We start from the raw sequence: 25119 nt of genomic DNA on the forward strand, positions 1-25119 counted from the left end.
GATAGTAATGCTTACGCATTTTATCCGGCAAAAAAACTACAACAACTGCGCCAGACGGTTGATGTCGGACTGGATAGCACCGGCGGTTACATCACGACCTGCGCCCGGCCCACGGATCACCAGCGGGTTATCGCGATACCAACGGCTTTCAATGGCGAACACGTTATCGCACGGCAACAGCGCTGCCAGCGGGTGTTCAGCGCGGACCGCTTCAACACCCACACGCGCTTTACCATTGGCGTCAAAACGCGCCACGTAGCGCAACACCAGCCCCATTTCACGTGCAGCTTCCAGACGTTGCACCATCTGTTCGTTCAACTCATCACCATTTTCAAAGAAATGGTCAATGGAGCCTTCTTCACAGTGCGCAGGCACCAGTGACTCAACGCGAACCTGGTCCGGCTCAATATCGTAACCTGCTTCACGCGCCAGGATCACCAGCTTACGCATCACATCTTTACCAGAAAGATCGACGCGCGGGTCTGGTTCAGTTAGCCCTTGCTGCCAGGCCTGATCCACCAGATCGGTGAACGGAACCGTGCCATCAAATTGCAGAAACAGCCAGGATAACGTGCCGGAGAAGATCCCGCTGATCGACAGAATCGTATCACCACTATCAATCAGATCGCGCACAGTATGGTTGATCGGCAAACCTGCACCCACGGTGGCGTTATACAGCCAGTGGCGACCGGTTTTTTCGAAAGCATCATGAATTTGGCGATACTTATCGCTGGTACTCGCCCCCGCCAGTTTATTGGCGCTAATGACATGGAAACCATGGCTGGCGAAGTCCAGATACTGATCGGCCAATTGTTCACTGGCCGTCACATCCAGTACCACTAAATCATCATACGGGTGGGCGCGCATCCACAGGAATAGCGCCTCTTCATCCTGCTCTACCGCTTCGTCGTCGAAGAAAGCCAGAGCACGGCTGGCATCCAGCCCTTCATAGTTCAGCAGGCTGCGGCGGCTATCCACCACGCCTGCCAGCACGAATTCAAACCCGGTACGCGCGGAAAGCGTTGTTTGTTCGCGGGCAAACAGTTCCAGCCAGCGTGAACCAATATTCCCCTTGCCGAACAGCACCAGACCGATACGTTTTTCTGCACGGAAAATAGACTGATGCAAACCCTGAATCAGGCTTTCGGTCGGGCCGGTACGCAGTACCGCAACCAGACTGATCCCCTCTTCCGACTGCCAGGTAAACTCGACGGGCTGGCCTTTTAACTGCTGCCAGAAACGGTGGCAATGCAGCGGATTGCGCGTTACGCCTGCCCCAACCATCGCCACCAGCGCCAGCCCCTGGCGCAGACGCAGCTCGCCCGGCAAACCGGCTTCATCAAGAATTTTCAGTGCGCCATCAGCAACTTCGGAGGTATAGCAAAATTGCAGCAACTGACGGTCCGGATGCACACCAACCGCCAGCGGACGCACCTGCGTGCGTTTTAAAATCTGGTCGATATCTTTGTAAGCCAGCTTAAAGTCCTGGCCGGCGGGAACCTGAAACTCAATCAGACAGACGTCGTCATGGCTGGTCACAATGCGCGCTCCGGTACCAGAAGCCAGTACACGCTCAATCCGCGTTGACCCCTGATCCGGCGTGTAGCTGCAGCGCAGCTGGAGGTCGATATCGCTACCCGAAACCGGCTGTAAGGTGCGAGCATGCAGAACCGGAGCCGCCAGACGCGCCAGCTCGCTGGCTTCATCAAGACGCAGCAGCGGTAGCAAACAGGCATCTTTGACTTTACGCGGATCCGCACTATAAACCCCAGCGACATCGCTCCAGATAGTCACGCGGGAAACGCCCGCCAGCGCGCCAACCTGCGTCGCTGAATAGTCAGAGCCGTTACGCCCCAGCAGCACCGTTTCACCCGCATTGCTACGACTGATAAACCCGGTAACCACCAGGCGTTTACCCGGATGCTGAGCCAGCAGTTGTTGCAGCAACGGATAAGACAGACCTTCATCCACCTGCGGCTGGGCACCGCGTTCAGCACGTAAAAACTCTCGCGCATCCAGCCAGGCCGATTCCAGCCCCTGTTGGTTAAGGACAGCAGACATCAAACGCGCCGACCACACCTCGCCATGTCCCACCACTTCGGCATAGACGGCATCGTTCACACCGCTGTCGAGCAATCCGGCCAGACGCTCCAGATCGTGAATAAACGCACCGATCAGCCCATCAGCCACGTCTGGTGGTAACAGGCCGCTAATCAGCTCACTTTGATAACGGCGTAATGCCTGCTGAACCTGATGCGCAGAAAGACGATCGGTCTGGCTTAACTTAAGCCAGCTAATCAACTGGTTAGTGGTACTGCCCGCGGCGGAAACAACCATCATATCGTCAGGCTGCGAGTACTCCGCCATAATACCTGCGACACGCAAATAACATTTCACGTCTGCCAGGCTACTACCACCAAATTTGTGCAGTTGACGACCCTTCGCCCCTGCCTGCGCAATCACACTCATGTTTACCCCTTGTTTGCAGCCCGGAAGCCATTTTCCAGGTCGGCAATTAAATCTTCGCCATCTTCAATACCGGTGGAGATACGCAACAACGTTTCCGAAATTCCGGCAGCAGCACGCGCTTCTGGCGCCATACCCGCGTGTGTCATGGTCGCGGCGTGGGAGATCAGACTTTCAACGCCCCCTAATGATTCCGCCAACGTAAACAATGACAACCCGCTCAGGAAGCGACGCAATGTTTGCTCGTCGCCATCCAGTTCAAAACTCAACATCGCGCCGAACCCTTTTTGCTGACGCGCGGCAATCTCATGCCCCTGATTATCCGGCAGTGACGGATGATACAGTTTCTTCACCAGCGGCTGGGTTTGCAGGTAGTCCACAATAGCCTGAGCATTACGTTGTGCCACTTCCATACGCGGCGACAGAGTACGCAGGCCACGCAACAGCAGATAACTATCAAATGCGCCGCCGGTAACGCCAATATTATTCGCCCACCATGCCAACTCAGTGACCGTCTCCGGATCTTTCGCTATCACCACGCCAGCCACCACATCCGAGTGACCGTTTAAATATTTCGTGCATGAATGCAACACCAGATCGGCGCCCAATGCCAGTGGATTTTGCAGTGCAGGGCTTAAAAAAGTGTTGTCGACAACGCTCACCGCACCAGCCTCACGCGCCAGTTGGCAGATTTTTGCAATATCTACCACGCGCAGCAGCGGGTTGCTTGGACTTTCGACCAGTACCAGCTTTGGTTTTTCCGCCAACGCCGCTTTCAGCGCCTGATCATCACCCTGATCGACAAACAGCACGCGATAGCAGCCACGTTTTGCCAGACTGTCAAACAGACGATAGCTCCCACCGTAACAGTCGTGCGGTGCGACCAGCAGATCGCCAGGCTTGAGGAATACCGTGGTCACCAGATGAATCGCCGACATGCCGGTATTGGTCAGCACTGCACCAGCGCCTCCCTCCAGCTCCGCCAACGCACGCTGAACCACATCACGCGTCGGGTTGCCGCGGCGTGAATAGTCATGCGCGCGCGGCTCATTAAAACCGGTGAAATTATAGGTACTGGAGAGGTGAATCGGTGGGACAACGCAACCGTACTGCTCGTCGTCATTTAATCCGCTACGCACTGCAATGGTGGCCTGTTTACGCGTCATATTGAGGAGATCCTGGCTGAGTCGGTGAAAAGTCAGACACCAGAGTAATCATTGTTACAATAGCCGTCAATACATCTGGACATCTAAACTTCTTTGCGTATAGATTGAGCAAACAGGAAATAGCCGTTAAAATTATATGCATTAGCGTACATTTGCGTCGGCTAACTTCGTGTCAGGGCCGCGCCACTACGATAAACTACGCGCAATTATGGTCCGGGCTCAGGTTCTGGCCTCAATATTAATGACAAAGAGGATTAGGTATCTCATGGCTGAATGGAGCGGCGAATATATCAGCCCATACGCTGAGCACGGTAAGAAGAGTGAGCAAGTCAAAAAAATTACGGTTTCCATTCCTCTGAAGGTGTTAAAAATCCTTACCGATGAACGCACGCGTCGTCAGGTTAACAACCTGCGTCACGCCACCAACAGTGAACTGCTGTGTGAAGCGTTTCTGCATGCTTTTACCGGGCAACCATTACCCAACGATGAAGACCTGCGTAAAGAGCGCAGTGATGAAATCCCGGAAGAAGCAAAGGTAATCATGCGTGAACTGGGTATCAACCCGGAAACGTGGGAATACTGATTGTTAGAACAGATGAGAAAAGGCGGGATTACTCCCGCCGCTTCTCACTATGTTACTTACTGATACCATTAAGTTTATTCAATGTCTCTTCCATTTTGAGCGTCTCTTTACGGTTCAAGGGATAGAAATAAATCAGAATAATCGCGGCCAAAAACAGGCATAACGCCGGTAAAAGATTCGCCATCGTATAGATGTTTTCCTGCACGATGCTGGTTTGCACAGCGCCGCCCGTTGACGAAGATTGATAACCAATGATGGCCAGCATAAATCCACCAACCGCCCCTGCACACGCCTGACCCACCTTGCGGGCAAAGAAGTTCACGCCGTAAACCGTACCATCCTCACGATCGCCGGTGACATACTGATGATAATCACAAACATCGGTCATAAACGCCCAGATCATCAGGTTGAATAACCCAGCCCCCAGCGTCGCCAGGAACAGGCAAACCAAATAGACTTTCGCGTCGGTAATATGGATGAAGTACATAATCAGATACATCGCCACCGCAAAGAGCAATGCGCCGACGCTGGCCTCTTTTTTACCAAACCGCTTCGTGAGCCAGGATGCCGATGGCGCCAGCAAAACCAGAGACCCAAAGGTGAAGAGCAAGGCAACGGACATGGCCTCTTTGTTATGGAAATAGTCATTAAACAGGTAAGTCATGTTGGTACCAGACAACCCCTGATTAATCACGATCAACAGATCCACAACCACTAAAACAATCAGCGCCTTATTGCGTAGTAGCCCTTTCAACAGCACTGAAACAGGCATGCTCTCTTTTTTCTCTACGCGCACACGCTCCGTCGTTAACTGGCAGGTCAATGTTAAAAAGATAAAACCCAACACCGCACAGCCGATGGCGATCCAGAAGAAATGCTGCCCGGAAATCACCTGACTTCCGTCCACCAGGGTGGTGTACATCAGAATCGGGATAAAAAAGCCGGTTGCTCCGCCGCCGATAGCGGAACCCACGCTGCGCCAGGTTGACAGCGACACCCGGTCTTCCGGGTTCGAGCTAATCGCCGCAGACATGGCGCCATACGGAATGCTGACTGTCGATAACAGTGAACCGTACACAAAATAGGAGCAGCAAATGTAGATAATTTTCGCCGTATAAGAAAAATCATTCACAAACGGCAGAAACAGGACCACCGCGATGATACAGAATGGATACTTCATGCGGCGCACCCAGGGGTTAAATCGCCCATGTATCGTCAGTTTAGAGGTATCGCATAAGCGCCCTACACCAACATCGACAAACGCATCAAAGAGTTTAGTCACAAAATAGAGTGAGCCGACAATAACCCCTGAAATGCCGAGGACGTTAGTGTAATAAATCATTAAAAAACTATTTACTAAGCCAAGAATAAAACAGGTTCCCAGGTCACCACACAAATAACCAATTTTATCTCTAAATCCGAAAGGTCTGACGGCAGTGGTTTCATTATTTCCGATAATAGTTCCATCATTAGACATGATGTCAACTCCTTAGACATATTATTCACACAAACTATGCTTATCGACGTAATCGGTCGATATGAAAACTATTACCGATTAGAAGTTATAACCAAGACCGACACGATAACGGGTCTGGCGATCGTCTGTCGTTGTTGTGTTATAACCAGAGGAAACGTTGCCAACCTCAACAAATGGAACCCAGGATCCTAGTTTATACGCCACGCGGAAGTTATATTCGTAATCATCTTTTCGGTTGTTATATAAATCTTCGCTATCGGCAATTTTATAAATACCGTTTAGCTCAAACATCCAGTCATTAATGTTATAACCGAGCCATGCTTCCGGACGATAGACCATGCGGTCATCCTTGCCGTCAGTGTTTCTTCGCATGTACTCCTGACGATAGCGGAACGCAGTCCACCAGCTGTCATTGATGTTGTACTGCACGCGGATATAAGGTTTATAAATCGTGATGTTATCGCCCGTTTCGATCGCAATACCTGGCTGCCAGATGAGATCCCGCCAGGTAAACTGGTAACTTGCCGTATACTCGTTACCGTTACTTTCCATATTATTCCACGCATCGTTCGATTGCGTATCTTCAGAACGTGAAATGGCCTCTACCGCTACACCAAAACCTGTAGCAAGACGATGAGACATATAAACACGATCGTAATTTCGCCCGTCATCATAATATTCATGGCGGTAATCAACATAACCCGCCTGCGCGGCCGCAGATAATAATGGAATAAGTAACAAGGTAGATTTAAATTTCATGACAATCCCTTTTCACACTAAATAAAGAAAATTCACCATCACATTCCGGGCTATAAACAGGAAAGCAATAGAGTCGTAAGAATAATTTTATATTTCCGCGAAAGTGTATTTTAGAAAGAGGGGATAAACCTTTGAGATTTTGCCAGGAATTGGCATGAGTGGCAAAGAACAGAAGATAAAAATGACGAAGATCACTAGTGTGAATATTTTATTTTAAAAATAAAACGCCATTTCATTTATTAAAAACGAAATATTATTCAACACATAAATATAAACATAAATTGTATTATCAAATACAGATACAAAAAAAGCGCCATAAGGCGCTTTTTTCTGGCAGCTGAAACTTATTTGCTGCCTGGGATGCTGAAACGCTTGTTGAAGCGATCAACACGGCCACCGGTAGCAACATCACGCTGCTTGCCAGTATAGAACGGGTGGCACTTGCTGCACACGTCGAGGTTCAGATCGTGACCGACAGTAGAGCGGATTTTAATGACGTTACCGCAAGAGCAGTTTGCAGTAATTTCTTCGTATTTCGGGTGAATATCTTTTTTCATGGGAAAACCTCGGTTTAAGGCCGCGTCGCTCTTCCAGCCCTAACGCCAGACACCACGCGATGTTAATAGTATAGGTCAGTGATACAAATTTGTATCAAAGGCGGCGAATCATACAGAAATTAACCTGCTCATGCAAACTGATCCGCATTCTGTCCTTCACTAATGTGTATACTAACCCGCCAGATTTCAAGTCAGGATGATTCAATGCCCGTTGCGCATGTTGCCTTACCCGTTCCGCTACCTCGTACCTTTGACTATCTCCTGCCGGAAGGTATGAGCGCCAAAGCCGGGTGTCGCGTACGCGTGCCCTTTGGCAAGCAGCAGGAGCGTGTCGGTATCGTCCTTTCCGTCAGCGAGCACAGTGAACTACCGCGGAGCGAATTGAAAGCCGTTCTCGAAGTGCTGGACAGCGAACCGGTCTACTCGACCTCCGTCTGGCGTCTGCTGTTGTGGGCGGCGGATTATTATCATCATCCTATCGGTGACGTACTGTTTCATGCCCTGCCAATTCTGCTGCGCCAGGGACGCCCGGCGACTAACGCGCCCATGTGGTACTGGTTTGCCACTGAAGAAGGCCTGGTTATTGACCTCAACAGCCTGAAGCGTTCTCCCAAGCAGCAGCAGGCGCTGGCTGCGCTACGCCAGGGAAAAATATGGCGCGACCAGGTGGCAGAGCTGGAATTTAATGACGCCGCATTACAGGCGTTGCGGAAAAAAGGTCTGTGCTCCCTGGCGAGTGAAACGCCAGGTTTCAGCGACTGGCGTACGCACTACGCCGTTTCCGGTGAGCGTCTTCGACTGAATACCGAGCAAGCCACCGCTGTTGGCGCGATTCATAGCGCGTCGGACAGCTTTAGCGCCTGGCTATTAGCCGGCGTGACGGGGTCGGGTAAAACAGAGGTCTATCTAAGCGTACTGGAAAATGTCCTTGCCCAGGGCAAGCAGGCACTGGTAATGGTGCCGGAGATTGGCCTGACGCCACAAACCATTGCCCGTTTTCGTGAACGCTTTAATGCGCCGGTCGAAGTCCTGCACTCCGGATTGAATGACAGCGAACGTCTTTCGGCATGGCTGAAAGCAAAAAATGGCGAAGCGGCGATAGTTATCGGTACGCGCTCCTCGCTGTTTACGCCGTTTAAAAACCTCGGCGTGATCGTCATCGACGAAGAGCACGACAGTTCTTATAAACAGCAGGAAGGTTGGCGCTACCATGCCCGCGATCTGGCGGTTTACCGCGCCCACAGCGAACAGATCCCGATTATTCTCGGTTCAGCCACTCCCGCACTGGAAACGTTGTGCAACGTGCGACAGAACAAATACCGCATGCTGCGCCTGACGCGCCGCGCCGGAAACGCACGCCCTGCCACTCAGCACGTGCTGGATCTCAAGGGTCAGCAGGTGCAGGCCGGACTGGCTCCGGCGCTGATCACCCGCATGCGTCAACATCTGCAAGCAGATAACCAGGTAATTTTGTTTCTTAATCGTCGGGGTTTTGCGCCTGCGCTGCTGTGTCACGACTGTGGCTGGATTGCCGAATGCCCACGCTGCGATCACTACTACACGCTACATCAGGCGCAGCATCATCTGCGCTGCCACCACTGCGACAGCCAGCGCCCGATACCGCGCCAGTGCCCCTCCTGCGGCTCAACGCATATGGTGCCGGTAGGACTCGGCACCGAACAGCTTGAGCAAACTCTGGCACCTTTTTTCCCCGGCGTGCCAATCTCACGCATCGATCGCGACACCACCAGCCGTAAGGGCTCGCTGGAGCAGCACCTGGCAGAAGTGCATCGCGGCGGCGCTCGCATTCTGATCGGCACGCAAATGCTGGCTAAAGGCCACCACTTTCCGGACGTTACCCTGGTGGCGCTTCTGGACGTTGACGGAGCGCTATTCTCTGCCGATTTCCGTTCGGCTGAACGTTTCGCCCAACTTTATACCCAGGTTTCCGGACGAGCTGGGCGCGCCGGGAAACAAGGCGAAGTGGTTCTGCAAACGCACCATCCTGAACATCCGCTACTGCAAACCTTGCTGTATAAAGGTTATGACGCATTTGCCGAACAGGCGCTGGCCGAGCGGCAAACGCTGCAGTTACCACCGTGGACCAGTCACGTGATCGTGCGGGCAGAAGATCATAACAATCAGCATGCGCCAATGTTCTTACAGCAGTTACGAAATCTGATTCAGGCCAGTCCGCTGGCCGATGACAAACTGTGGGTGCTTGGCCCGGTTCCCGCTCTGGCACCTAAGCGCGGCGGTCGCTATCGCTGGCAAATTTTGTTACAGCATCCGTCGCGAATTCGCCTGCAGCATATCGTCAGCGGCACGTTGGCGCTGATCAATACGTTACCCGATGCACGTAAGGTTAAATGGGTGCTGGATGTCGATCCCATCGAGGGATAATCCCTCACGATGCGAGACGGATCGTAAAATTAAAGATCCATCACACTTTTTATGAAAATTCTGTAACCGTTTCCATTAACTATCTGATAAAAATGTTTCAGATGAAGGCTATTCAAGGACGAGTCTGTGCCAGCAGCTCTCTGGCGAGGAGAAAGAGTGAAACCGAATAAGCAGGTTGCCGCCGCTACGATGAAAGATGTTGCTCTGAAGGCGAAAGTCTCAACGGCAACCGTATCCCGCGCATTAATGAACCCGGACAAAGTCTCACAGTCAACCCGTAACAAGGTTGAGCAGGCAGCCCTGGAAGTGGGATATTTACCCCAATCAATGGGACGCAATGTTAAGCGTAATGAGTCACGTACCATTCTGGTGATTGTACCGGATATCTGCGATCCCTTTTTTAGCGAAGTGATTCGCGGCATAGAAGTGACCGCCGCAGAGCAAGGATATCTGGTGCTTATCGGCGATTGCGCGCACCAGAACCAGCAGGAAAAGACCTTCCTCAACCTCATAATCACCAAACAGATCGATGGCATGGTGCTGCTCAGCTCACGCCTGCCGTTTGATGCCAGCGTGGAAGAGCAACGCAACTTGCCGCCGATGGTCATGTCCAACGAATTTGCGCCAGAGCTGGAACTGCCCACCGTGCACATTGATAACCTCACTGCAGCCTTTAACGCGATGAATTATCTGCTGGAACTGGGGCATAAGCGCATTGGTTGTATTGCCGGTCCAGAGGATATGCCGCTGTGCCACTACCGCCTGCAAGGCTATGTTCAGGCACTACGCCGCAGTGGAATTACCGTCGATCCACACTTCATCGCGCGCGGTGATTTCACCTATGAAGCGGGCGCTAACGCGTTAAAACAGCTACTTGAGCTGCCGCAGCCGCCGACCGCGGTCTTTTGTCACAGCGATGTGATGGCGCTTGGCGCGCTCTCTTACGCCAAACGTCAGGGCTTAAAAGTACCGGATGATTTATCTATCATTGGCTTCGATAATATTTCACTGACGGAATTTTGTGATCCACCCCTGACAACCGTCGCACAACCGCGTTTCGATATCGGACGTGAAGCTATGCTGTTACTGCTCGATCAATTACAAGGGCAGAGCGTCAGCAGTGGCTCACGTTTACTGGACTGCGAGCTAATTATTCGGGGTACTACCCGGGCACTGACGTAAAGTAAAGTGCTTTCGGACTCCCCTGTCTGGTCAAAGGCCCGTCGCTTAAGTAACATGGCGGGCTGACGAACGAATAAATACAGCGAAACGATAGTGGCACAACGAGATTATGTACGTCGCGGCCAACCGGCACCTTCGCGGCGCAAAAAGAGCACATCACGGAAAAAGCAACGCAGTACGCCAGCGGTATCCCCCGCGATGGTCGCTATTGCTGCAGCCGTACTCGTGACCTTTATCGGTGGTCTGTACTTCATTACGCATCACAAGAAAGAAGAGTCCGAGACGCTGCAAAACCAGAAAGTCACCGGCAATGGCATCCCACCAAAACCGGAAGAACGCTGGCGCTACATCAAAGAGCTGGAAAGCCGTCAGCCTGGCGTACGTGCGCCAACCGAACCCTCTGCGGGTGGCGAAGTGCTTAACGCCGATCAGTTGACCAATGAGCAGCGCCAGTTGCTGGCGCAAATGCAGGCTGATATGCGTCAACAGCCGACACAGCTCAACGAAGTACCGTGGAACGAACAAACGCCTGAACAGCGCCAGCAAACGCTGCAGCGTCAGCGTCAGGTGCAACAACAACAGTGGAACAACGCGCAGCAGCAGGCGCAGCAACCGCGCACGCAACCACGGGTAGCGGAACAGCCTTACCAGCAGCAGCAAACGCGTACGGCGCAAGCAGCTCCGGTACAACAACAGCCGAAAGCACAGCCAAAACCGGCGGCCCAACAGCCGTACCAGGATCTGCTGCAGACGCCTGCGCATACCACCGCCGCTCAGCCGAAAACGCAGCCAGCCGCGCCAATAACGAATGAAACGCAGCCGCCAAAACAAACGGCGGAGAAAAAAGATGAACGCCGCTGGATGGTGCAGTGCGGGTCATTCAAAGGGGCAGAGCAGGCAGAAACCGTGCGTGCTCAACTGGCCTTTGAGGGCTTCAACTCCCGCATTACCACCAACAACGGCTGGAATCGCGTGGTGATTGGCCCGGTGAAAGGCAAGGAAAATGCCGACAACACCATCAGCCGCCTGAAAGTTGCCGGCCACACAAACTGCATTCGACTCGCCACTGGGGGTTGAAACCCCCAAAATATCCCCCATCTATACTTGCATTACGCCCCGTACACCTGTGCGGGGCCTGTATTCTGCATTTGTAACCAAGGGGTCTGCTCGTGACAACAATAGTAAGCGTACGCCGTAACGGCCATGTGGTAATCGCCGGTGATGGTCAGGCCACACTGGGTAACACCGTAATGAAAGGCAACGTGAAAAAAGTCCGCCGTCTGTACAACGACAAAGTCATTGCGGGCTTTGCGGGCGGTACTGCGGATGCATTTACGCTGTTTGAACTGTTTGAACGCAAACTGGAAATGCACCAGGGTCACCTGGTTAAGGCCGCCGTTGAGCTGGCTAAAGACTGGCGTACCGACCGTATGCTGCGCAAACTCGAAGCGTTGCTGGCCGTTGCAGATGAAACGGCATCGCTCATCATCACCGGTAACGGTGACGTCATTCAGCCAGAAAACGATCTGATTGCCATCGGCTCCGGCGGTCCCTACGCCCAGGCTGCAGCACGCGCTCTGCTGGAAAACACCGAGCTTGGCGCACGCGAAATTGCTGAGAAAGCGTTGGATATTGCAGGGGATATCTGCATTTATACCAACCACTTCCATACCATCGAAGAATTGAACTCCAAAGCGTAAGGATCCCCCATGTCTGAAATGACCCCACGCGAAATTGTCAGCGAACTGAACAAGCACATCATCGGCCAGGATAACGCTAAGCGTTCCGTGGCGATTGCCCTGCGTAACCGCTGGCGCCGCATGCAGCTCAACGAAGAGCTGCGCCATGAAGTCACACCGAAAAATATTCTGATGATTGGCCCAACCGGTGTCGGTAAAACCGAGATCGCCCGCCGTCTGGCAAAACTGGCCAACGCGCCGTTCATCAAAGTTGAAGCAACGAAATTCACCGAAGTCGGCTATGTAGGTAAAGAAGTTGACTCGATCATCCGCGATCTGACCGATGCCGCCATCAAAATGGTTCGCGTTCAGGCGATCGAGAAAAACCGCTTCCGCGCAGAAGAAATGGCCGAAGAGCGTATTCTCGATGTACTGATCCCGCCAGCCAAAAATAACTGGGGACAGTCAGAGCAGCCTCAGGAACCTTCAGCAGCGCGTCAGGCATTTCGTAAAAAACTGCGTGAAGGCCAGTTGGACGATAAAGAGATTGAAATCGATCTTGCTGCCGCACCGATGGGCGTAGAAATTATGGCGCCTCCGGGCATGGAAGAGATGACCAGCCAGTTGCAGTCTATGTTCCAGAATCTGGGTGGCCAGAAGCAAAAACCGCGTAAGCTGAAAATCAAAGATGCGATGAAGCTGCTGATTGAAGAAGAAGCGGCCAAACTGGTCAATCCGGAAGAGCTGAAACAGGAAGCTATCGACGCCGTTGAACAGCACGGAATCGTGTTTATCGACGAAATCGACAAAATCTGTAAGCGTGGCGAGTCCTCCGGCCCGGATGTTTCCCGTGAGGGCGTACAGCGCGACCTGCTGCCGCTGGTTGAAGGCTGCACCGTCTCTACCAAGCATGGTATGGTGAAAACCGATCACATCCTGTTTATCGCCTCCGGCGCATTCCAGGTGGCGAAACCGTCTGACCTGATCCCGGAACTGCAGGGTCGTCTGCCGATTCGTGTGGAACTTCAGGCGCTGACCACCAGCGATTTTGAGCGTATCCTTACCGAACCGAATGCCTCCATCACCGTGCAGTACAAAGCGCTGATGGCGACAGAAGGTGTGGACATTAACTTCACCGAGTCGGGCATTAAACGCATTGCCGAAGCGGCCTGGCAGGTCAACGAAACCACCGAAAACATCGGTGCGCGTCGTCTGCATACCGTGCTTGAGCGTCTGATGGAAGATATTTCCTATGATGCGAGCGATTTGAACGGCCAAAGCATCACAATTGATGCCGAATATGTGAGCAAACATCTGGATGCGCTGGTCGCAGATGAAGATCTGAGCCGTTTTATCCTATAATCGCGTTCAATGCATTTTCATCACTGTTGATGGGGCTGATAAAGCCCCATTTTTATTGGCGCTAAATATGACTGAACAACAACAAATTAGCCGCTCGCAAGCCTGGCTGGAAAGTTTACGACCTAAGACCTTACCGCTCGCCTTCGCGGCGATCATCGTCGGTACGGCATTAGCATGGTGGCAAGGGTTCTTTGATCCGCTGGTCGCTCTGCTGGCACTGATTACCGCAGGACTGCTGCAAATCCTGTCCAATCTCGCGAACGACTATGGCGATGCCGTTAAAGGCAGCGACAAGCCCGACCGTATTGGACCGCTGCGCGGTATGCAAAAAGGCGTTATTACCCAGCAAGAGATGAAGCGTGCGCTGATTGTCACCGTGGTCTTAATCTGCCTGTCCGGTCTGGCGCTGGTGGCGGTGGCCTGTCACACGCTGGCAGATTTTGTCGGCTTCCTGATTCTCGGCGGCCTGTCGATTATCGCCGCTATCACCTATACCGTCGGTAATCGTCCATACGGGTATATCGGTCTGGGTGATATTTCTGTACTGGTGTTCTTCGGCTGGCTGAGCGTGATGGGAAGCTGGTATCTGCAGGCGCATACGTTGATTCCGGCGCTCATTCTGCCTGCTACCGCCTGCGGCCTGCTGGCAACTGCCGTACTCAACGTTAACAACCTGCGCGATATCAACAGCGACAGAGAGAACGGCAAGAACACGCTGGTCGTGCGTTTAGGCGCTGTCAATGCCCGCCGCTACCACGCCTGTCTGCTGATGGGCACGCTGGTCTGCCTGGCGCTGTTTAACCTGTTCTCGCTGCAAAGTTTATGGGGATGGCTCTTTATCCTCGCCGCACCACTGCTGATTAAACAGGCACGCTACGTGATGCGTGAAATGGATCCGACGGCAATGCGCCCAATGCTGGAACGCACCGTAAAAGCGGCACTGTTGACTAACCTGCTGTTTGTTGTTGGAATTTTCTTAAGTCAGTGGTCTCTTTAACTGACAAATATCAATTAACAATTGATGATTTTGCCAACAGTACACATAGCGCGATATACTAAAAATTCTCGCAGCAACTGAACGTTGAGCCTATGAAATACGATACATCCGAGCTTTGTGACATCTATCAGGAAGATGTCAACGTCGTGGAACCACTGTTCTCTAACTTTGGAGGACGGTCGTCGTTTGGCGGGCAAATCATCACGGTAAAATGTTTCGAGGACAACGGGTTGCTGTACGATCTGCTCGAACAAAACGGCCGTGGTCGCATTCTGCTGGTCGATGGCGGCGGTTCTGTCCGTCGTGCGCTGGTCGATGCCGAACTGGCTCGACTGGCCGTACAGAATGAATGGGAAGGTCTGGTCATCTACGGCTCAGTCCGTCAGGTAGACGATCTGGAAGAACTGGATATCGGCATTCAGGCGATTGCCGCAATTCCGGTCGGTGCCGCAGGGGAAGGTATTGGGGAAAGCGATGTGCGCGTCAACTTTGGCGGCGTAACGTTCTTCTCTGGCGACCACCTGTACGCCGACAACACCGGGATAATCCTCTCCGAAGACCCGCTCGATATCGAGTAAAGAAAACACCGCAATTCGGTGTGATGCCAGTCGGTTAAACAACTGACTGGCTTTTTTTCGCTTCTAAAAATCTCCAGAGCCTCTTTTGCCATTTTCCCCTTCCGATTCCCCCATCCTGCGCATTGACGAAGAAAAAACTCTCTCTATACCTAATGATGAATCTCATCACTCTCATCACGAGGTCATCATGCATATCGATCTGACAGGTAAAAAAGCGCTGGTCACCGGAGCCAGTCGTGGATTAGGGCGCGCCATTGCACTGTCGCTGGCGAAAGCCGGTGCTGATGTTGTTATAACCTATGAAAAATCTGCGGAGAAAGCCCAGGCCGTTGCCGATGAAATTACAGCACTTGGCCGCCATGGTGAGGCCATTCAGGCAAACAGTGCAGACGCTCAGGCGATTCAGAACGCCGTAAACCGCACGGTACAGTCACTCGGAGGACTGGATATTCTGGTCAACAACGCAGGGATCGCACGCGGCGGCCCGCTGGAGTCGCTGTCACTGGAGGACATCGACGCATTGATTAACGTGAACATCCGTGGCGTGGTAGTTGCCATACAGGCCGCGCTGCCGCATCTCCCTGAAGGTGGGCGAATCATCAATATTGGCAGTTGTCTTGCCAACCGCGTCGCCCAGCCGGGGATTGCCGTCTACGCGATGACTAAATCAGCGCTCAACTCGCTAACCCGTGGCCTGGCTCGTGATCTCGGCCCACGGGGTATTACCGTTAATCTTGTCCATCCCGGTCCAACGGACAGTGATATGAACCCGGCAGATGGCGAGCAGGCAGAATCCCAACGACAGCTTATTGCGACAGGGCATTACGGAACACCGGAGGATGTTGCAGCGGCGGTGACGTTTCTGGCAAGCCCAGAGGCTGGGCAGATTTCCGGCACCGGTCTGGACGTAGATGGGGGTTTGAATGCCTGAAATTAACGTTGTGTTGCGGTAAAACGTTTGTATTGCCGGATGACGGCTTACGCCTTATCCGGCCTACACAGGAACGATTACGCAAGAGATTTCGTGTTGTAGCAAGGCGGCAAACGAAGGTATCCCCAGGAGCGTAGTAAACTACGTGACTGGGGTAACTGAGCGCAGCCAACGCAGCTACGGCACGAAAGATGAAGCGTAATTAGACTTCTTCCATACGACCCAGCAGGGCATGCAGACGATCCTGCCAGCCGTTCTGCTGTTCTTTCAGGCTGTTGTTCTCACGCTCCAGCTCTTCACGCTGCTGCTGTGCAGACTGAACTTCCTGCGACAGTGAGTTGTTCTTTTCTTTCAGCTCTTCGATTTCCATCTGCAACAGCGTGATGGTATCAATCGCCTGCTGTACTTTTGCTTCCAGTTTCTCAAACACTTCTAATGACATCGTCATACCTCTCCTGAATTGCAAGGCGTTGATGGATAAAAATCCTCGTCCCGATAACCGGCGACGCCTTAATAAAAACGAGCGCACACTACTTAACACCGATTGTATGAAGCCGCGCCATCCCTGTCCAGCGGCATCCCGCGCAGATTGCGGTTTGCAACACTTTTAATCTTTGTCCTGGTGACACAACCGTCATAACTCTTAAGTGTTAACAGGATGATCGGTGAAATGATTCAGCTCACACTATTTTTGTATAACAAATACCGCGCAATGGCGCGAAAACGCTCATTTTGTTGATGGAGTACACACATTTTAATTTCGATATTTCTCGTTTTTGAGCGTTAACGATAAATTAACAGTGTGCCTACCGGCTCCGGGGATGTCAGTGACCTTCTCGCATACAATAAACATTAAACTCTTCAGGATCCGATTATGAGTCAAACATCAACCTTGAAAGGCCAGTGCATTGCTGAATTCCTCGGTACCGGGTTGTTGATTTTCTTCGGTGTGGGTTGTGTCGCTGCACTCAAAGTGGCTGGTGCTACTTTTGGTCAGTGGGAAATCAGTATCATCTGGGGTCTGGGGGTAGCCATGGCTATCTATCTGACAGCAGGCGTTTCTGGCGCACACCTGAATCCCGCGGTAACTATCGCACTCTGGCTGTTCGCCTGTTTTGATAAACGCAAAGTTGTCCCTTTTATTATTTCGCAAATTGCCGGCGCCTTTTGCGCAGCGGCACTGGTTTACGGGCTTTATTACAATCTTTTCCTCGATTTTGAACAAACTAACCATATCGTGCGCGGCAGTACCGAGAGCCTGGGTCTGGCAGGTACTTTCTCCACCTATCCGAACCCGCATATCAATTTTGTGCAGGCCTTCGCGGTTGAAATGGTCATTACCGCTATTCTAATGGGGCTGATTCTGGCTCTGACCGACGATGGTAACGGTGTACCGCGTGGTCCGCTGGCACCACTGCTGATCGGCTTGTTGATTGCCGTTATTGGTGCTTCCATGGGTCCGCTGACAGGTTTTGCGATGAACCCGGCACGTGACTTCGGACCGAAACTCTTCGCCTGGATGGCAGGATGGGGCGAGATTGCCTTCACGGGTGGTCGTGATATCCCTTACTTCCTGGTTCCGGTGTTTGGCCCAATTACCGGCGCGATTTTGGGCGCATGGGCATATCGCAAACTGATTGGTCGCCATTTACCGTGCGATGTCTGCGCGATTGAAGAAAAAGATGCGGCGGCCAACACTCAACAAAAAGCTTCGCTGTAATGTGACTACGGGACAAAAATTATGACTGAAAAAAAATATATCGTTGCGCTCGACCAGGGCACCACCAGCTCCCGCGCGGTCGTAATGGACCACGATGCGAATATCGTTGCCGTTTCACAGCGCGAATTCGAGCAAATCTACCCGAAAGCAGGTTGGGTAGAACACGACCCAATGGAAATTTGGGCGACCCAAAGCTCTACGCTGGTTGAAGTTCTGGCGAAAGCCGATATCAGTTCCGATGAAATTGCAGCAATCGGTATAACCAACCAGCGTGAAACCACCATCGTCTGGGAGCGTGAGACCGGAAAACCAATCTATAACGCCATTGTGTGGCAGTGTCGTCGTACCGCGGATATCTGCGAAAAGCTCAAGCGCGATGGCATGGAAGAGTACATCCGTAACAACACCGGCCTGGTCATTGACCCGTACTTCTCTGGCACCAAAGTGAAGTGGATCCTCGACCACGTTGAAGGCTCGCGTGAGCGAGCTCGTCGCGGCGAACTGCTGTTTGGTACCGTGGACACCTGGCTTATCTGGAAAATGACTCAGGGACGCGTACACGTCACGGATTACACCAACGCCTCGCGTACCATGCTGTTCAACATCCACTCCCTGGACTGGGATGACACGATGCTGGATGCGCTGGATATTCCGCGTGCCATGCTGCCGGAAGTTCGCCGTTCTTCTGAAGTCTACGGCCAGACCAACATTGGCGGTAAAGGCGGCACACGTATTCCTATCTCCGGTATCGCGGGTGACCAGCAGGCTGCACTATTTGGCCAGCTGTGCGTGAAAGAAGGGATGGCGAAGAACACCTACGGTACTGGCTGCTTCATGCTGATGAATACCGGCGAGAAAGCCGTTAAGTCAGAAAATGGACTGCTGACCACTATCGCTTGTGGCCCGACCGGGGAAGTGAACTACGCGCTGGAAGGTGCTGTGTTCATGGCGGGTGCGTCCATCCAGTGGCTACGTGATGAGATGAAACTCATCAGCGATGCATTCGACTCAGAGTATTTCGCCACCAAAGTGAAGGACACCAACGGCGTATATGTTGTTCCGGCGTTCACCGGTTTGGGTGCTCCATACTGGGACCCGTATGCACGTGGCGCCATCTTCGGCCTGACCCGTGGCGTAAACTCCAACCACATCATCCGCGCAACGCTTGAGTCTATCGCTTATCAGACGCGTGACGTGCTGGAAGCAATGCAGGCGGACTCCGGTATTCGTTTACACGCGCTGCGCGTGGATGGCGGTGCGGTAGCCAACAACTTCCTGATGCAGTTCCAGTCAGACATTCTCGGCACACGTGTAGAGCGTCCGGAAGTCCGCGAAGTCACCGCATTGGGTGCCGCGTACCTGGCTGGCCTGGCAGTAGGCTTCTGGCAGAATCTGGATGAGCTGCAGGAAAAAGCGGTCATTGAGCGTGAGTTCCGCCCAGGCATCGAAACCACCGAGCGTAACTTCCGTTACAGCGGCTGGAAAAAAGCGGTCAAACGCGCGCTGGCGTGGGAAGATCACGAGGAGTAATACGTCATTGCCGGATGGCGACGCTAAGGCGTCTTATCCGGCCTACATGCTTGTGTAGGCCGGATAAGGCAACGTCGCCGCCCGGTAAGTTATCTGTGCAGAAGTAACCCCCGAGCATATCAATTATTCCCTCACTCCCCTGTGCTACACTTCGCGCCATTCCTTTCAGCTACGAGTTTGCAATGAGACGAGAACTTGCCATTGAATTTTCACGCGTGACCGAAGCGGCCGCGCTGGCTGGCTATAAATGGCTGGGCCGCGGCGATAAAAATACCGCTGACGGCGCGGCGGTGAACGCCATGCGTATTATGCTCAACCAGGTCAACATCGACGGCACCATCGTGATTGGCGAAGGTGAGATCGACGAAGCGCCGATGCTGTTCATCGGCGAGAAAGTCGGAACCGGTCTCGGCGATGCGGTCGACATCGCCGTCGATCCCATCGAAGGCACACGCATGACGGCCATGGGCCAGGCCAACGCGCTGGCGGTACTGGCTGTCGGCGACAAGGGTTGCTTCCTGAACGCGCCGGATATGTACATGGAAAAGCTGATTGTCGGCCCTGGCGCCAAAGGTTCAATCGACCTGAACCTGTCGCTGGAAGCCAACCTGCGTAATGTCGCCAGCGCGCTCAACAAACCGCTCGGCGAACTGACCGTCACCATTCTGGCGAAACCACGCCACGATGAAACCATCGCCGAAATGCAGGCGCTGGGCGTTCGCGTCTTCGCGATTCCCGACGGCGACGTGGCTGCGTCTATTCTGACCTGCATGCCCGACAGCGAAGTTGACGTGCTGTATGGCATTGGTGGCGCACCGGAAGGTGTGGTCTCTGCCGCCGTTATCCGCGCGCTGGATGGCGACATGCAAGGCCGCCTGCTGGCTCGCCATGACGTCAAAGGCGACAGCGAAGAGAACCGTCGTATCGGCGAACAGGAGCTGGCTCGCTGCGCCGCGATGGGTATTGAGGCAGGTAAAGCGCTGCGTCTGGATGAAATGGCCCGCAGCGACAACGTTATTTTCTCCGCAACCGGGATCACCAAAGGCGATCTGCTGGAAGGCATTAGCCGCAAAGGTAATATCGCCACCACCGAAACGCTGCTGATCCGTGGGAAATCACGTACGATCCGTCGTATTCAGTCCATCCACTACCTCGATCGCAAAGATCCGGATGTACAGACGCATATCCTGTAATTGATTTGATCAATAGAGCCTTCCAGCCCATCTGGGCTGGAAATCTTTTGTGCAACGAACGAAGATAAGGCAATCACAGCAGACAGGAGAAAACCATGGCAGATTGGGTAACAGGCAAAGTCACTAAGGTACAGAACTGGACCGATGCCTTATTTAGTTTGACCGTGCGAGCTCCGGTTCTTCCCTTCACGGCAGGTCAGTTTACCAAGCTCGGCCTCGAAATCGACGGCGAGCGCGTCCAGCGAGCCTATTCCTACGTGAATGCGCCTGATAACCCCGATTTAGAGTTCTATCTGGTGACGGTTCCTGACGGAAAACTCAGCCCCCGTCTGGCCGCACTGAAGCCTGGCGACGAAGTACAGGTAGTGAGCGAAGCAGCCGGTTTCTTCGTGCTGGATGAAGTCCCCGATTGCGACACACTGTGGATGCTGGCAACCGGCACGGCTATCGGCCCATATTTATCGATTCTGCAGTTGGGCAAAGATCTGGACCGTTTTAAAAATCTGGTGCTGGTCCATGCCGCACGTTATGCCGCCGATTTAAGCTATCTGCCGTTGATGCAGGCGCTTGAAAAGCGTTACGAAGGTAAATTACGCATCCAGACGGTTGTCAGCCGTGAAACCGCCGCAGGTTCATTAACCGGGCGAGTTCCGGCGTTGATTGAAAGCGGCGCACTGGAAACGGCAGTTGGGCTACCCATGGATACAGCAACCAGTCATGTGATGCTCTGTGGTAACCCGCAAATGGTACGCGACACGCAGCAGTTGCTGAAAGAAACCCGGCAGATGACCAAACATCTGCGCCGTCGACCGGGCCATATGACCGCTGAGCATTACTGGTAAGCACGTTTCACTGCCCGGTAAGCGTCCCGGGCATTTTGCCGGATGGCGACGCTGACGCGCCTTATCCGGCCTACGAGTCAGCTCTGTATTTTACGTCCTGCGTGTCCTTCCCGTATTTATTTGCATCCTGGGTGCCGACAAAGGCGCCCAGATCGATAAGCATGCCAACCAGAATCAACGTCGGTACAAAGCGGCCTACCGCCCATTGCCAGACACCAGGCAATACTGCCCAGTTTCCGGCCAGCAGCATCCATGCAAGAATCATCAGGAACGCCCACGCGCCGGAGCGACCCCGATCATGCAGACGTTTTACTGTGACTGCAGCTGTCGGCCACAGCAGACAGACCAGACAAAATGCCGCCGTCTGGATATCGAGCAATTGTTTACTCGCCAGCGAAAACAAAACCAGCATCCCGACAATCCACAGGCCTATCCAAATCCAGAAATCACGGCGTCCAAGACGCCCTTTAAATGAGAATAACCACTGCTGTATGGTCATGTAGATTCCTTTATTATTACCTTCCAGAACAGTTTACCCTTTTGACAAGCCTGACGGTTACCGTTTTAATCGTGAGCAGAGAGAATGAAAGGTACGATTGATGAAGCAAGGATTGACACTGTTTTTATTATTGTTTTCAGCCTTAACCGCCAGTACTGCGGCACGGGCGGAAGAGCCATCGACGGCAACCACGGCCCCCTATTTACTGGCAGGGGCGCCGACCTTTGACCTGTCGATTAGCCAGTTTCGCGAAAACTTTAATACGCAGAATCCGAAGCTTATTCTGAATGAGTTCCGTGCCATCGACAGCAGCCGCGATCGGGCAAATCTCACCCGTGCCGCCAGTAAAATTAATGAAAACCTGTATGCGTCCTCCGCCCTTGAGCGCGGCACCTTAAAAATCAAAAGTATGCAGATAACCTGGCTGCCGATTCAGGGGCCAGAACAAAAGGCGGCCAAAGCGAAAGCGCTGGAATACATGACCGCCGTCATTCGCACCGTCGCGCCGCTACTGACGAAAGAGCAAAGCCAGAAAAAGCTGCAAAAATTACTCGCTGCCGGCAAAGGTAAGCACTATTACGCCGAAACCGAAGGCGCAATCCGCTATGTCATCGCAGATAACGGTGAAAAAGGGCTGACCTTCGCTGTTGAACCGATTAAGCTGGCACTATCAGAAAGTCTTGAGAAAGCGAATTGATGACAAAAAGCAAAGCCTTTCAGGGGATGAATCTCTATACTGTTTCACAGACCATGCTGCCCTGACGGGCGGCCATATTCCTTAATTCGCTGACAAGCGTGGAGAAATGAAATGCGACATCCTTTAGTGATGGGTAACTGGAAACTGAACGGCAGCCGCCACATGGTAAACGAACTGGTTGCTAATCTGCGTAAAGAACTGGCTGGCGTTGCTGGCTGTGCAGTAGCAATCGCTCCACCGGAAATGTATATCGACCTGGCGAAACACGCCGCTGCCGGTAGCCACATCATTCTGGGCGCGCAGAACGTTGACCTGAACCTGTCTGGCGCATTCACTGGTGAAACTTCTGCTGAAATGCTGAAAGATATCGGCGCGCAGTACATCATTATCGGTCACTCTGAGCGTCGTACTTACCACAAAGAGTCTGACGAGCTGATCGCGAAGAAATTCGCTGTGCTGAAAGAGCAAGGTCTGACCCCGGTTCTGTGCATCGGTGAAACCGAAGCGGAAAACGAAGCAGGCAAAACTGAAGAAGTTTGCGCACGCCAGATTGACGCCGTGCTGAAAACTCAGGGCGCAGCAGCATTCGAAGGCGTGGTTATCGCTTACGAACCTGTATGGGCTATCGGTACCGGTAAATCTGCAACGCCTGCTCAGGCTCAGGCAGTCCACAAATTCATCCGAGACCACATTGCTAAAGCTGATGCGAAAATCGCTGAACAGGTTATCATCCAGTACGGCGGTTCCGTAAACGCAGCAAACGCTACTGAACTGTTCGCTCAGCCGGACATCGACGGCGCGCTGGTTGGCGGTGCATCTCTGAAAGCAGACGCTTTCGCAGTGATCGTTAAAGCCGCTGAAGCCGCTAAACAGGCCTAAGTTGTTAAGGCGGGAGGAGCACTCCTCCCGCTGTATTAACTACCAGTATCCCAACCAGTGCCACCAGAAGGCGCCGGTCACACCCCAAATGGTCAGGTTGACCACACTCATCACCAGTCCCGTTCTCCACCACTCCGCCAGCGTGACATAGCCCGAACCAAAGATGAGCGGCGCAGTACCCGTGCCATAGTGCGTGAGCGACATCATCAACGAGGAGGAGAAGCCCAGCATCAGACCGAGCAGCGCCGGTGGAGCACCGAGGCCTAATCCGGCAGCAAAGAAAGCCGCGAACATGGCCGTGATATGTGCAGTGGTACTGGCGAAAAAGTAGTGTGAATAGACATAAAGCAGGATCAACAGCAGCGTGGCGATACTCCAGTGCACGCCGAGATGGTCAATTGCACTACCAACACTCGTCGCCAGCCACCCCACCAGACCCAGTTTGCTGAGAAAATCCGCCATCATAACCAGTGCGGCAAACCAGACTATCGTATCCCATGCCCCGCGGCATTTAAGAATGTCATCCCAGCTCAATACACCCGCCATCAATAGAATCGACAATCCAATTAACGCGGCGCTAGTGGGGTTTACGCTCCAGGCACTGCCCATCAGCATTGCTGGAACACCCGCCCATAGACAGAGCAGCAAAATGAACACCCCCAGGGTGATTTTCTCTGCCAAAGAAAGTGGACCCAGCGCATCCAGTTTTTGCCGCGCAAACTGCGGCGCATTTGGCGTGCGCGTGATAGCTGGCGGATAGAGCCACCAGATGACAATAGGCATCACGACCAGTGAGACAACGGCAGGAAGAAGCGCCGCAATCGCCCACATTCCCCAGGTCATGTTCAGCACGCCATCCGTCCCCTTTGTCAAAAAACTGACGATTAACGGATTAGGTGCGGTCGCGGTGATGAACATTGCCGAGCTGATCGGGTTAATGTTGTAGTTCACCAGAGCCAGATAACGACCTGTAGCGCCGTTCTCCTTGTCACCGGGTTGAGAGCCCAGACTTTCCGCAATCGCCCGCATTACCGGGTGAATAATGCCGCCACCACGCGCGGTATTGCTTGGCGTAACGGGTGCGATCAGCGTTTCTGCCAGCGTTAGCGCCCAGGCGATACCCAACGTTCTTTTGCCAAACAAAGCAATAAACCCATAGCCAATACGCGCGCCCAGGCCGGTCTTTAACAGACTTTGCGACAGCATAATGGATAAACCAATCAGCCAGATTAGCTGGTTAGAAAAACCACTTAACGCATCGCTCAGCGCCGCGGTGGGTTTACCGGGATGCGTTACGCCAGTCATGGCTACCAGCATAATTGCCACAATCGCAATCGCGCCGATAGGCATGGCTTTACCAATAATTGCCGCGATAGTACCGATAAATAACGCCAGCAGATGCCACGCTTCGGGGGTAACATCTGCTGGACATGGGATAACAAACCAGATGGTCAGCGTAATAACAATCGAGATGATGGCAGGCCAACAGCGGATGGGGGTCAATCTGTCCATGAATCAATCCTTGAGTTTCCAGCACGCAATTATGCGCTCAGGTATTAACCGATATCGGTGCGCATAATACAATTCACCCACTCACAAAACAAAAAATTAACATTCCG

Annotated in this window: 23 protein-coding genes; 15 read left to right on the forward strand and 8 right to left on the reverse strand. The window is 52.9% G+C overall.

Annotated features, from left to right (window positions below):
* Positions 1 to 36: 36 nt before the first annotated feature.
* Both metL and metB read right to left on the reverse strand, forming a co-directional pair.
* Positions 37 to 2469, reverse strand: coding sequence for a bifunctional aspartate kinase/homoserine dehydrogenase II (gene metL / locus I6L54_RS00350; RefSeq protein WP_040233039.1), 2433 nt, complete (start codon positions 2467 to 2469; stop codon positions 37 to 39).
* 2 nt (positions 2470 to 2471) lie between these two features.
* Positions 2472 to 3632: a cystathionine gamma-synthase gene (metB, locus tag I6L54_RS00355; protein WP_005121701.1), complete on the reverse strand. Its 1161-nt coding sequence runs from the start codon at positions 3630 to 3632 to the stop codon at positions 2472 to 2474.
* A gap of 265 nt (positions 3633 to 3897) precedes the next feature.
* On the opposite strand from metB, the gene metJ reads away from it, so the two are divergent.
* Positions 3898 to 4215, forward strand: a complete 318-nt coding sequence (gene metJ / locus I6L54_RS00360; RefSeq protein ID WP_003028816.1) for a met regulon transcriptional regulator MetJ — start codon at positions 3898 to 3900, stop codon at positions 4213 to 4215.
* A gap of 52 nt (positions 4216 to 4267) precedes the next feature.
* Here metJ and I6L54_RS00365 read toward each other — a convergent pair whose 3' ends face one another.
* From I6L54_RS00365 to rpmE, 3 genes are all read right to left on the reverse strand, one after another.
* Positions 4268 to 5692 carry an MFS transporter gene (locus I6L54_RS00365; protein WP_005121703.1) on the reverse strand — a complete coding sequence of 475 codons (1425 nt, stop codon included), beginning with the start codon at positions 5690 to 5692 and terminating at the stop codon, positions 4268 to 4270.
* A 78-nt stretch (positions 5693 to 5770) separates the two neighbouring features.
* Complete coding sequence (locus I6L54_RS00370; RefSeq protein WP_005121705.1) at positions 5771 to 6451, reverse strand: oligogalacturonate-specific porin KdgM family protein; 681 nt, start codon at positions 6449 to 6451, stop codon at positions 5771 to 5773.
* 344 nt (positions 6452 to 6795) lie between these two features.
* A complete protein-coding gene (gene rpmE / locus I6L54_RS00375) occupies positions 6796 to 7008 on the reverse strand; it encodes a 50S ribosomal protein L31 (RefSeq protein ID WP_003028810.1) in 213 nt (70 codons plus the stop codon).
* 204 nt (positions 7009 to 7212) lie between these two features.
* Between rpmE and priA the strand changes: the two genes are divergently transcribed.
* From priA to I6L54_RS00415, 8 genes are all read left to right on the forward strand, one after another.
* On the forward strand, positions 7213 to 9411 hold the full coding sequence (gene priA / locus I6L54_RS00380; protein ID WP_005121709.1) for a primosomal protein N': 2199 nt from the start codon (positions 7213 to 7215) through the stop codon (positions 9409 to 9411).
* A 156-nt stretch (positions 9412 to 9567) separates the two neighbouring features.
* Positions 9568 to 10593, forward strand: coding sequence for a DNA-binding transcriptional regulator CytR (gene cytR / locus I6L54_RS00385; protein WP_003825179.1), 1026 nt, complete (start codon positions 9568 to 9570; stop codon positions 10591 to 10593).
* Between the two features lie 93 nt (positions 10594 to 10686).
* Entirely contained in the window at positions 10687 to 11670 is a 984-nt protein-coding gene (gene ftsN, locus I6L54_RS00390) for a cell division protein FtsN (RefSeq protein ID WP_072041491.1), read from the forward strand.
* Positions 11671 to 11762: 92 nt separating this feature from the next.
* A complete protein-coding gene (hslV, locus tag I6L54_RS00395; protein ID WP_003028805.1) occupies positions 11763 to 12293 on the forward strand; it encodes an ATP-dependent protease subunit HslV in 531 nt (176 codons plus the stop codon).
* A gap of 9 nt (positions 12294 to 12302) precedes the next feature.
* Positions 12303 to 13634: an ATP-dependent protease ATPase subunit HslU gene (gene hslU / locus I6L54_RS00400; protein WP_003028803.1), complete on the forward strand. Its 1332-nt coding sequence runs from the start codon at positions 12303 to 12305 to the stop codon at positions 13632 to 13634.
* A gap of 67 nt (positions 13635 to 13701) precedes the next feature.
* A complete protein-coding gene (menA, locus tag I6L54_RS00405; RefSeq protein ID WP_005121721.1) occupies positions 13702 to 14631 on the forward strand; it encodes a 1,4-dihydroxy-2-naphthoate polyprenyltransferase in 930 nt (309 codons plus the stop codon).
* Positions 14632 to 14723: 92 nt separating this feature from the next.
* A complete protein-coding gene (gene rraA, locus I6L54_RS00410; protein WP_003028798.1) occupies positions 14724 to 15209 on the forward strand; it encodes a ribonuclease E activity regulator RraA in 486 nt (161 codons plus the stop codon).
* Positions 15210 to 15396: 187 nt separating this feature from the next.
* Complete coding sequence (locus I6L54_RS00415; protein ID WP_040233044.1) at positions 15397 to 16140, forward strand: SDR family NAD(P)-dependent oxidoreductase; 744 nt, start codon at positions 15397 to 15399, stop codon at positions 16138 to 16140.
* A gap of 202 nt (positions 16141 to 16342) precedes the next feature.
* On the opposite strand, the gene zapB is transcribed toward I6L54_RS00415, so the two are convergent.
* On the reverse strand, positions 16343 to 16588 hold the full coding sequence (zapB, locus tag I6L54_RS00420) for a septal ring assembly protein ZapB (protein WP_005121725.1): 246 nt from the start codon (positions 16586 to 16588) through the stop codon (positions 16343 to 16345).
* A gap of 426 nt (positions 16589 to 17014) precedes the next feature.
* On the opposite strand from zapB, the gene I6L54_RS00425 reads away from it, so the two are divergent.
* From I6L54_RS00425 to fpr, 4 genes are all read left to right on the forward strand, one after another.
* The gene (locus I6L54_RS00425; RefSeq protein ID WP_005121726.1) at positions 17015 to 17860 is read left to right on the forward strand and encodes an MIP/aquaporin family protein; all 846 of its coding nucleotides are present in this window, start codon (positions 17015 to 17017) and stop codon (positions 17858 to 17860) included.
* Positions 17861 to 17881: 21 nt separating this feature from the next.
* Positions 17882 to 19390 carry a glycerol kinase GlpK gene (gene glpK, locus I6L54_RS00430; protein WP_040233045.1) on the forward strand — a complete coding sequence of 503 codons (1509 nt, stop codon included), beginning with the start codon at positions 17882 to 17884 and terminating at the stop codon, positions 19388 to 19390.
* 182 nt (positions 19391 to 19572) lie between these two features.
* Complete coding sequence (gene glpX / locus I6L54_RS00435) at positions 19573 to 20583, forward strand: class II fructose-bisphosphatase (protein WP_040233046.1); 1011 nt, start codon at positions 19573 to 19575, stop codon at positions 20581 to 20583.
* Between the two features lie 95 nt (positions 20584 to 20678).
* Positions 20679 to 21425: a ferredoxin--NADP(+) reductase gene (gene fpr / locus I6L54_RS00440; protein WP_005121731.1), complete on the forward strand. Its 747-nt coding sequence runs from the start codon at positions 20679 to 20681 to the stop codon at positions 21423 to 21425.
* Positions 21426 to 21495: 70 nt separating this feature from the next.
* Here the strand turns inward: fpr and I6L54_RS00445 are convergent, their stop codons facing one another.
* A complete protein-coding gene (locus I6L54_RS00445) occupies positions 21496 to 21924 on the reverse strand; it encodes a DUF805 domain-containing protein (RefSeq protein WP_005121733.1) in 429 nt (142 codons plus the stop codon).
* A gap of 100 nt (positions 21925 to 22024) precedes the next feature.
* Between I6L54_RS00445 and I6L54_RS00450 the strand changes: the two genes are divergently transcribed.
* A complete protein-coding gene (locus I6L54_RS00450) occupies positions 22025 to 22621 on the forward strand; it encodes a YiiQ family protein (RefSeq protein ID WP_005121734.1) in 597 nt (198 codons plus the stop codon).
* Between the two features lie 111 nt (positions 22622 to 22732).
* Entirely contained in the window at positions 22733 to 23500 is a 768-nt protein-coding gene (gene tpiA, locus I6L54_RS00455) for a triose-phosphate isomerase (protein WP_040233048.1), read from the forward strand.
* 39 nt (positions 23501 to 23539) lie between these two features.
* Here the strand turns inward: tpiA and I6L54_RS00460 are convergent, their stop codons facing one another.
* On the reverse strand, positions 23540 to 25012 hold the full coding sequence (locus I6L54_RS00460; RefSeq protein ID WP_040233049.1) for a DASS family sodium-coupled anion symporter: 1473 nt from the start codon (positions 25010 to 25012) through the stop codon (positions 23540 to 23542).
* Between the last annotated feature and the right edge of the window lie 107 nt (positions 25013 to 25119).

It is taken from the genome of Citrobacter pasteurii, assembly GCF_019047765.1.
Lineage (GTDB): Bacteria > Pseudomonadota > Gammaproteobacteria > Enterobacterales > Enterobacteriaceae > Citrobacter > Citrobacter pasteurii.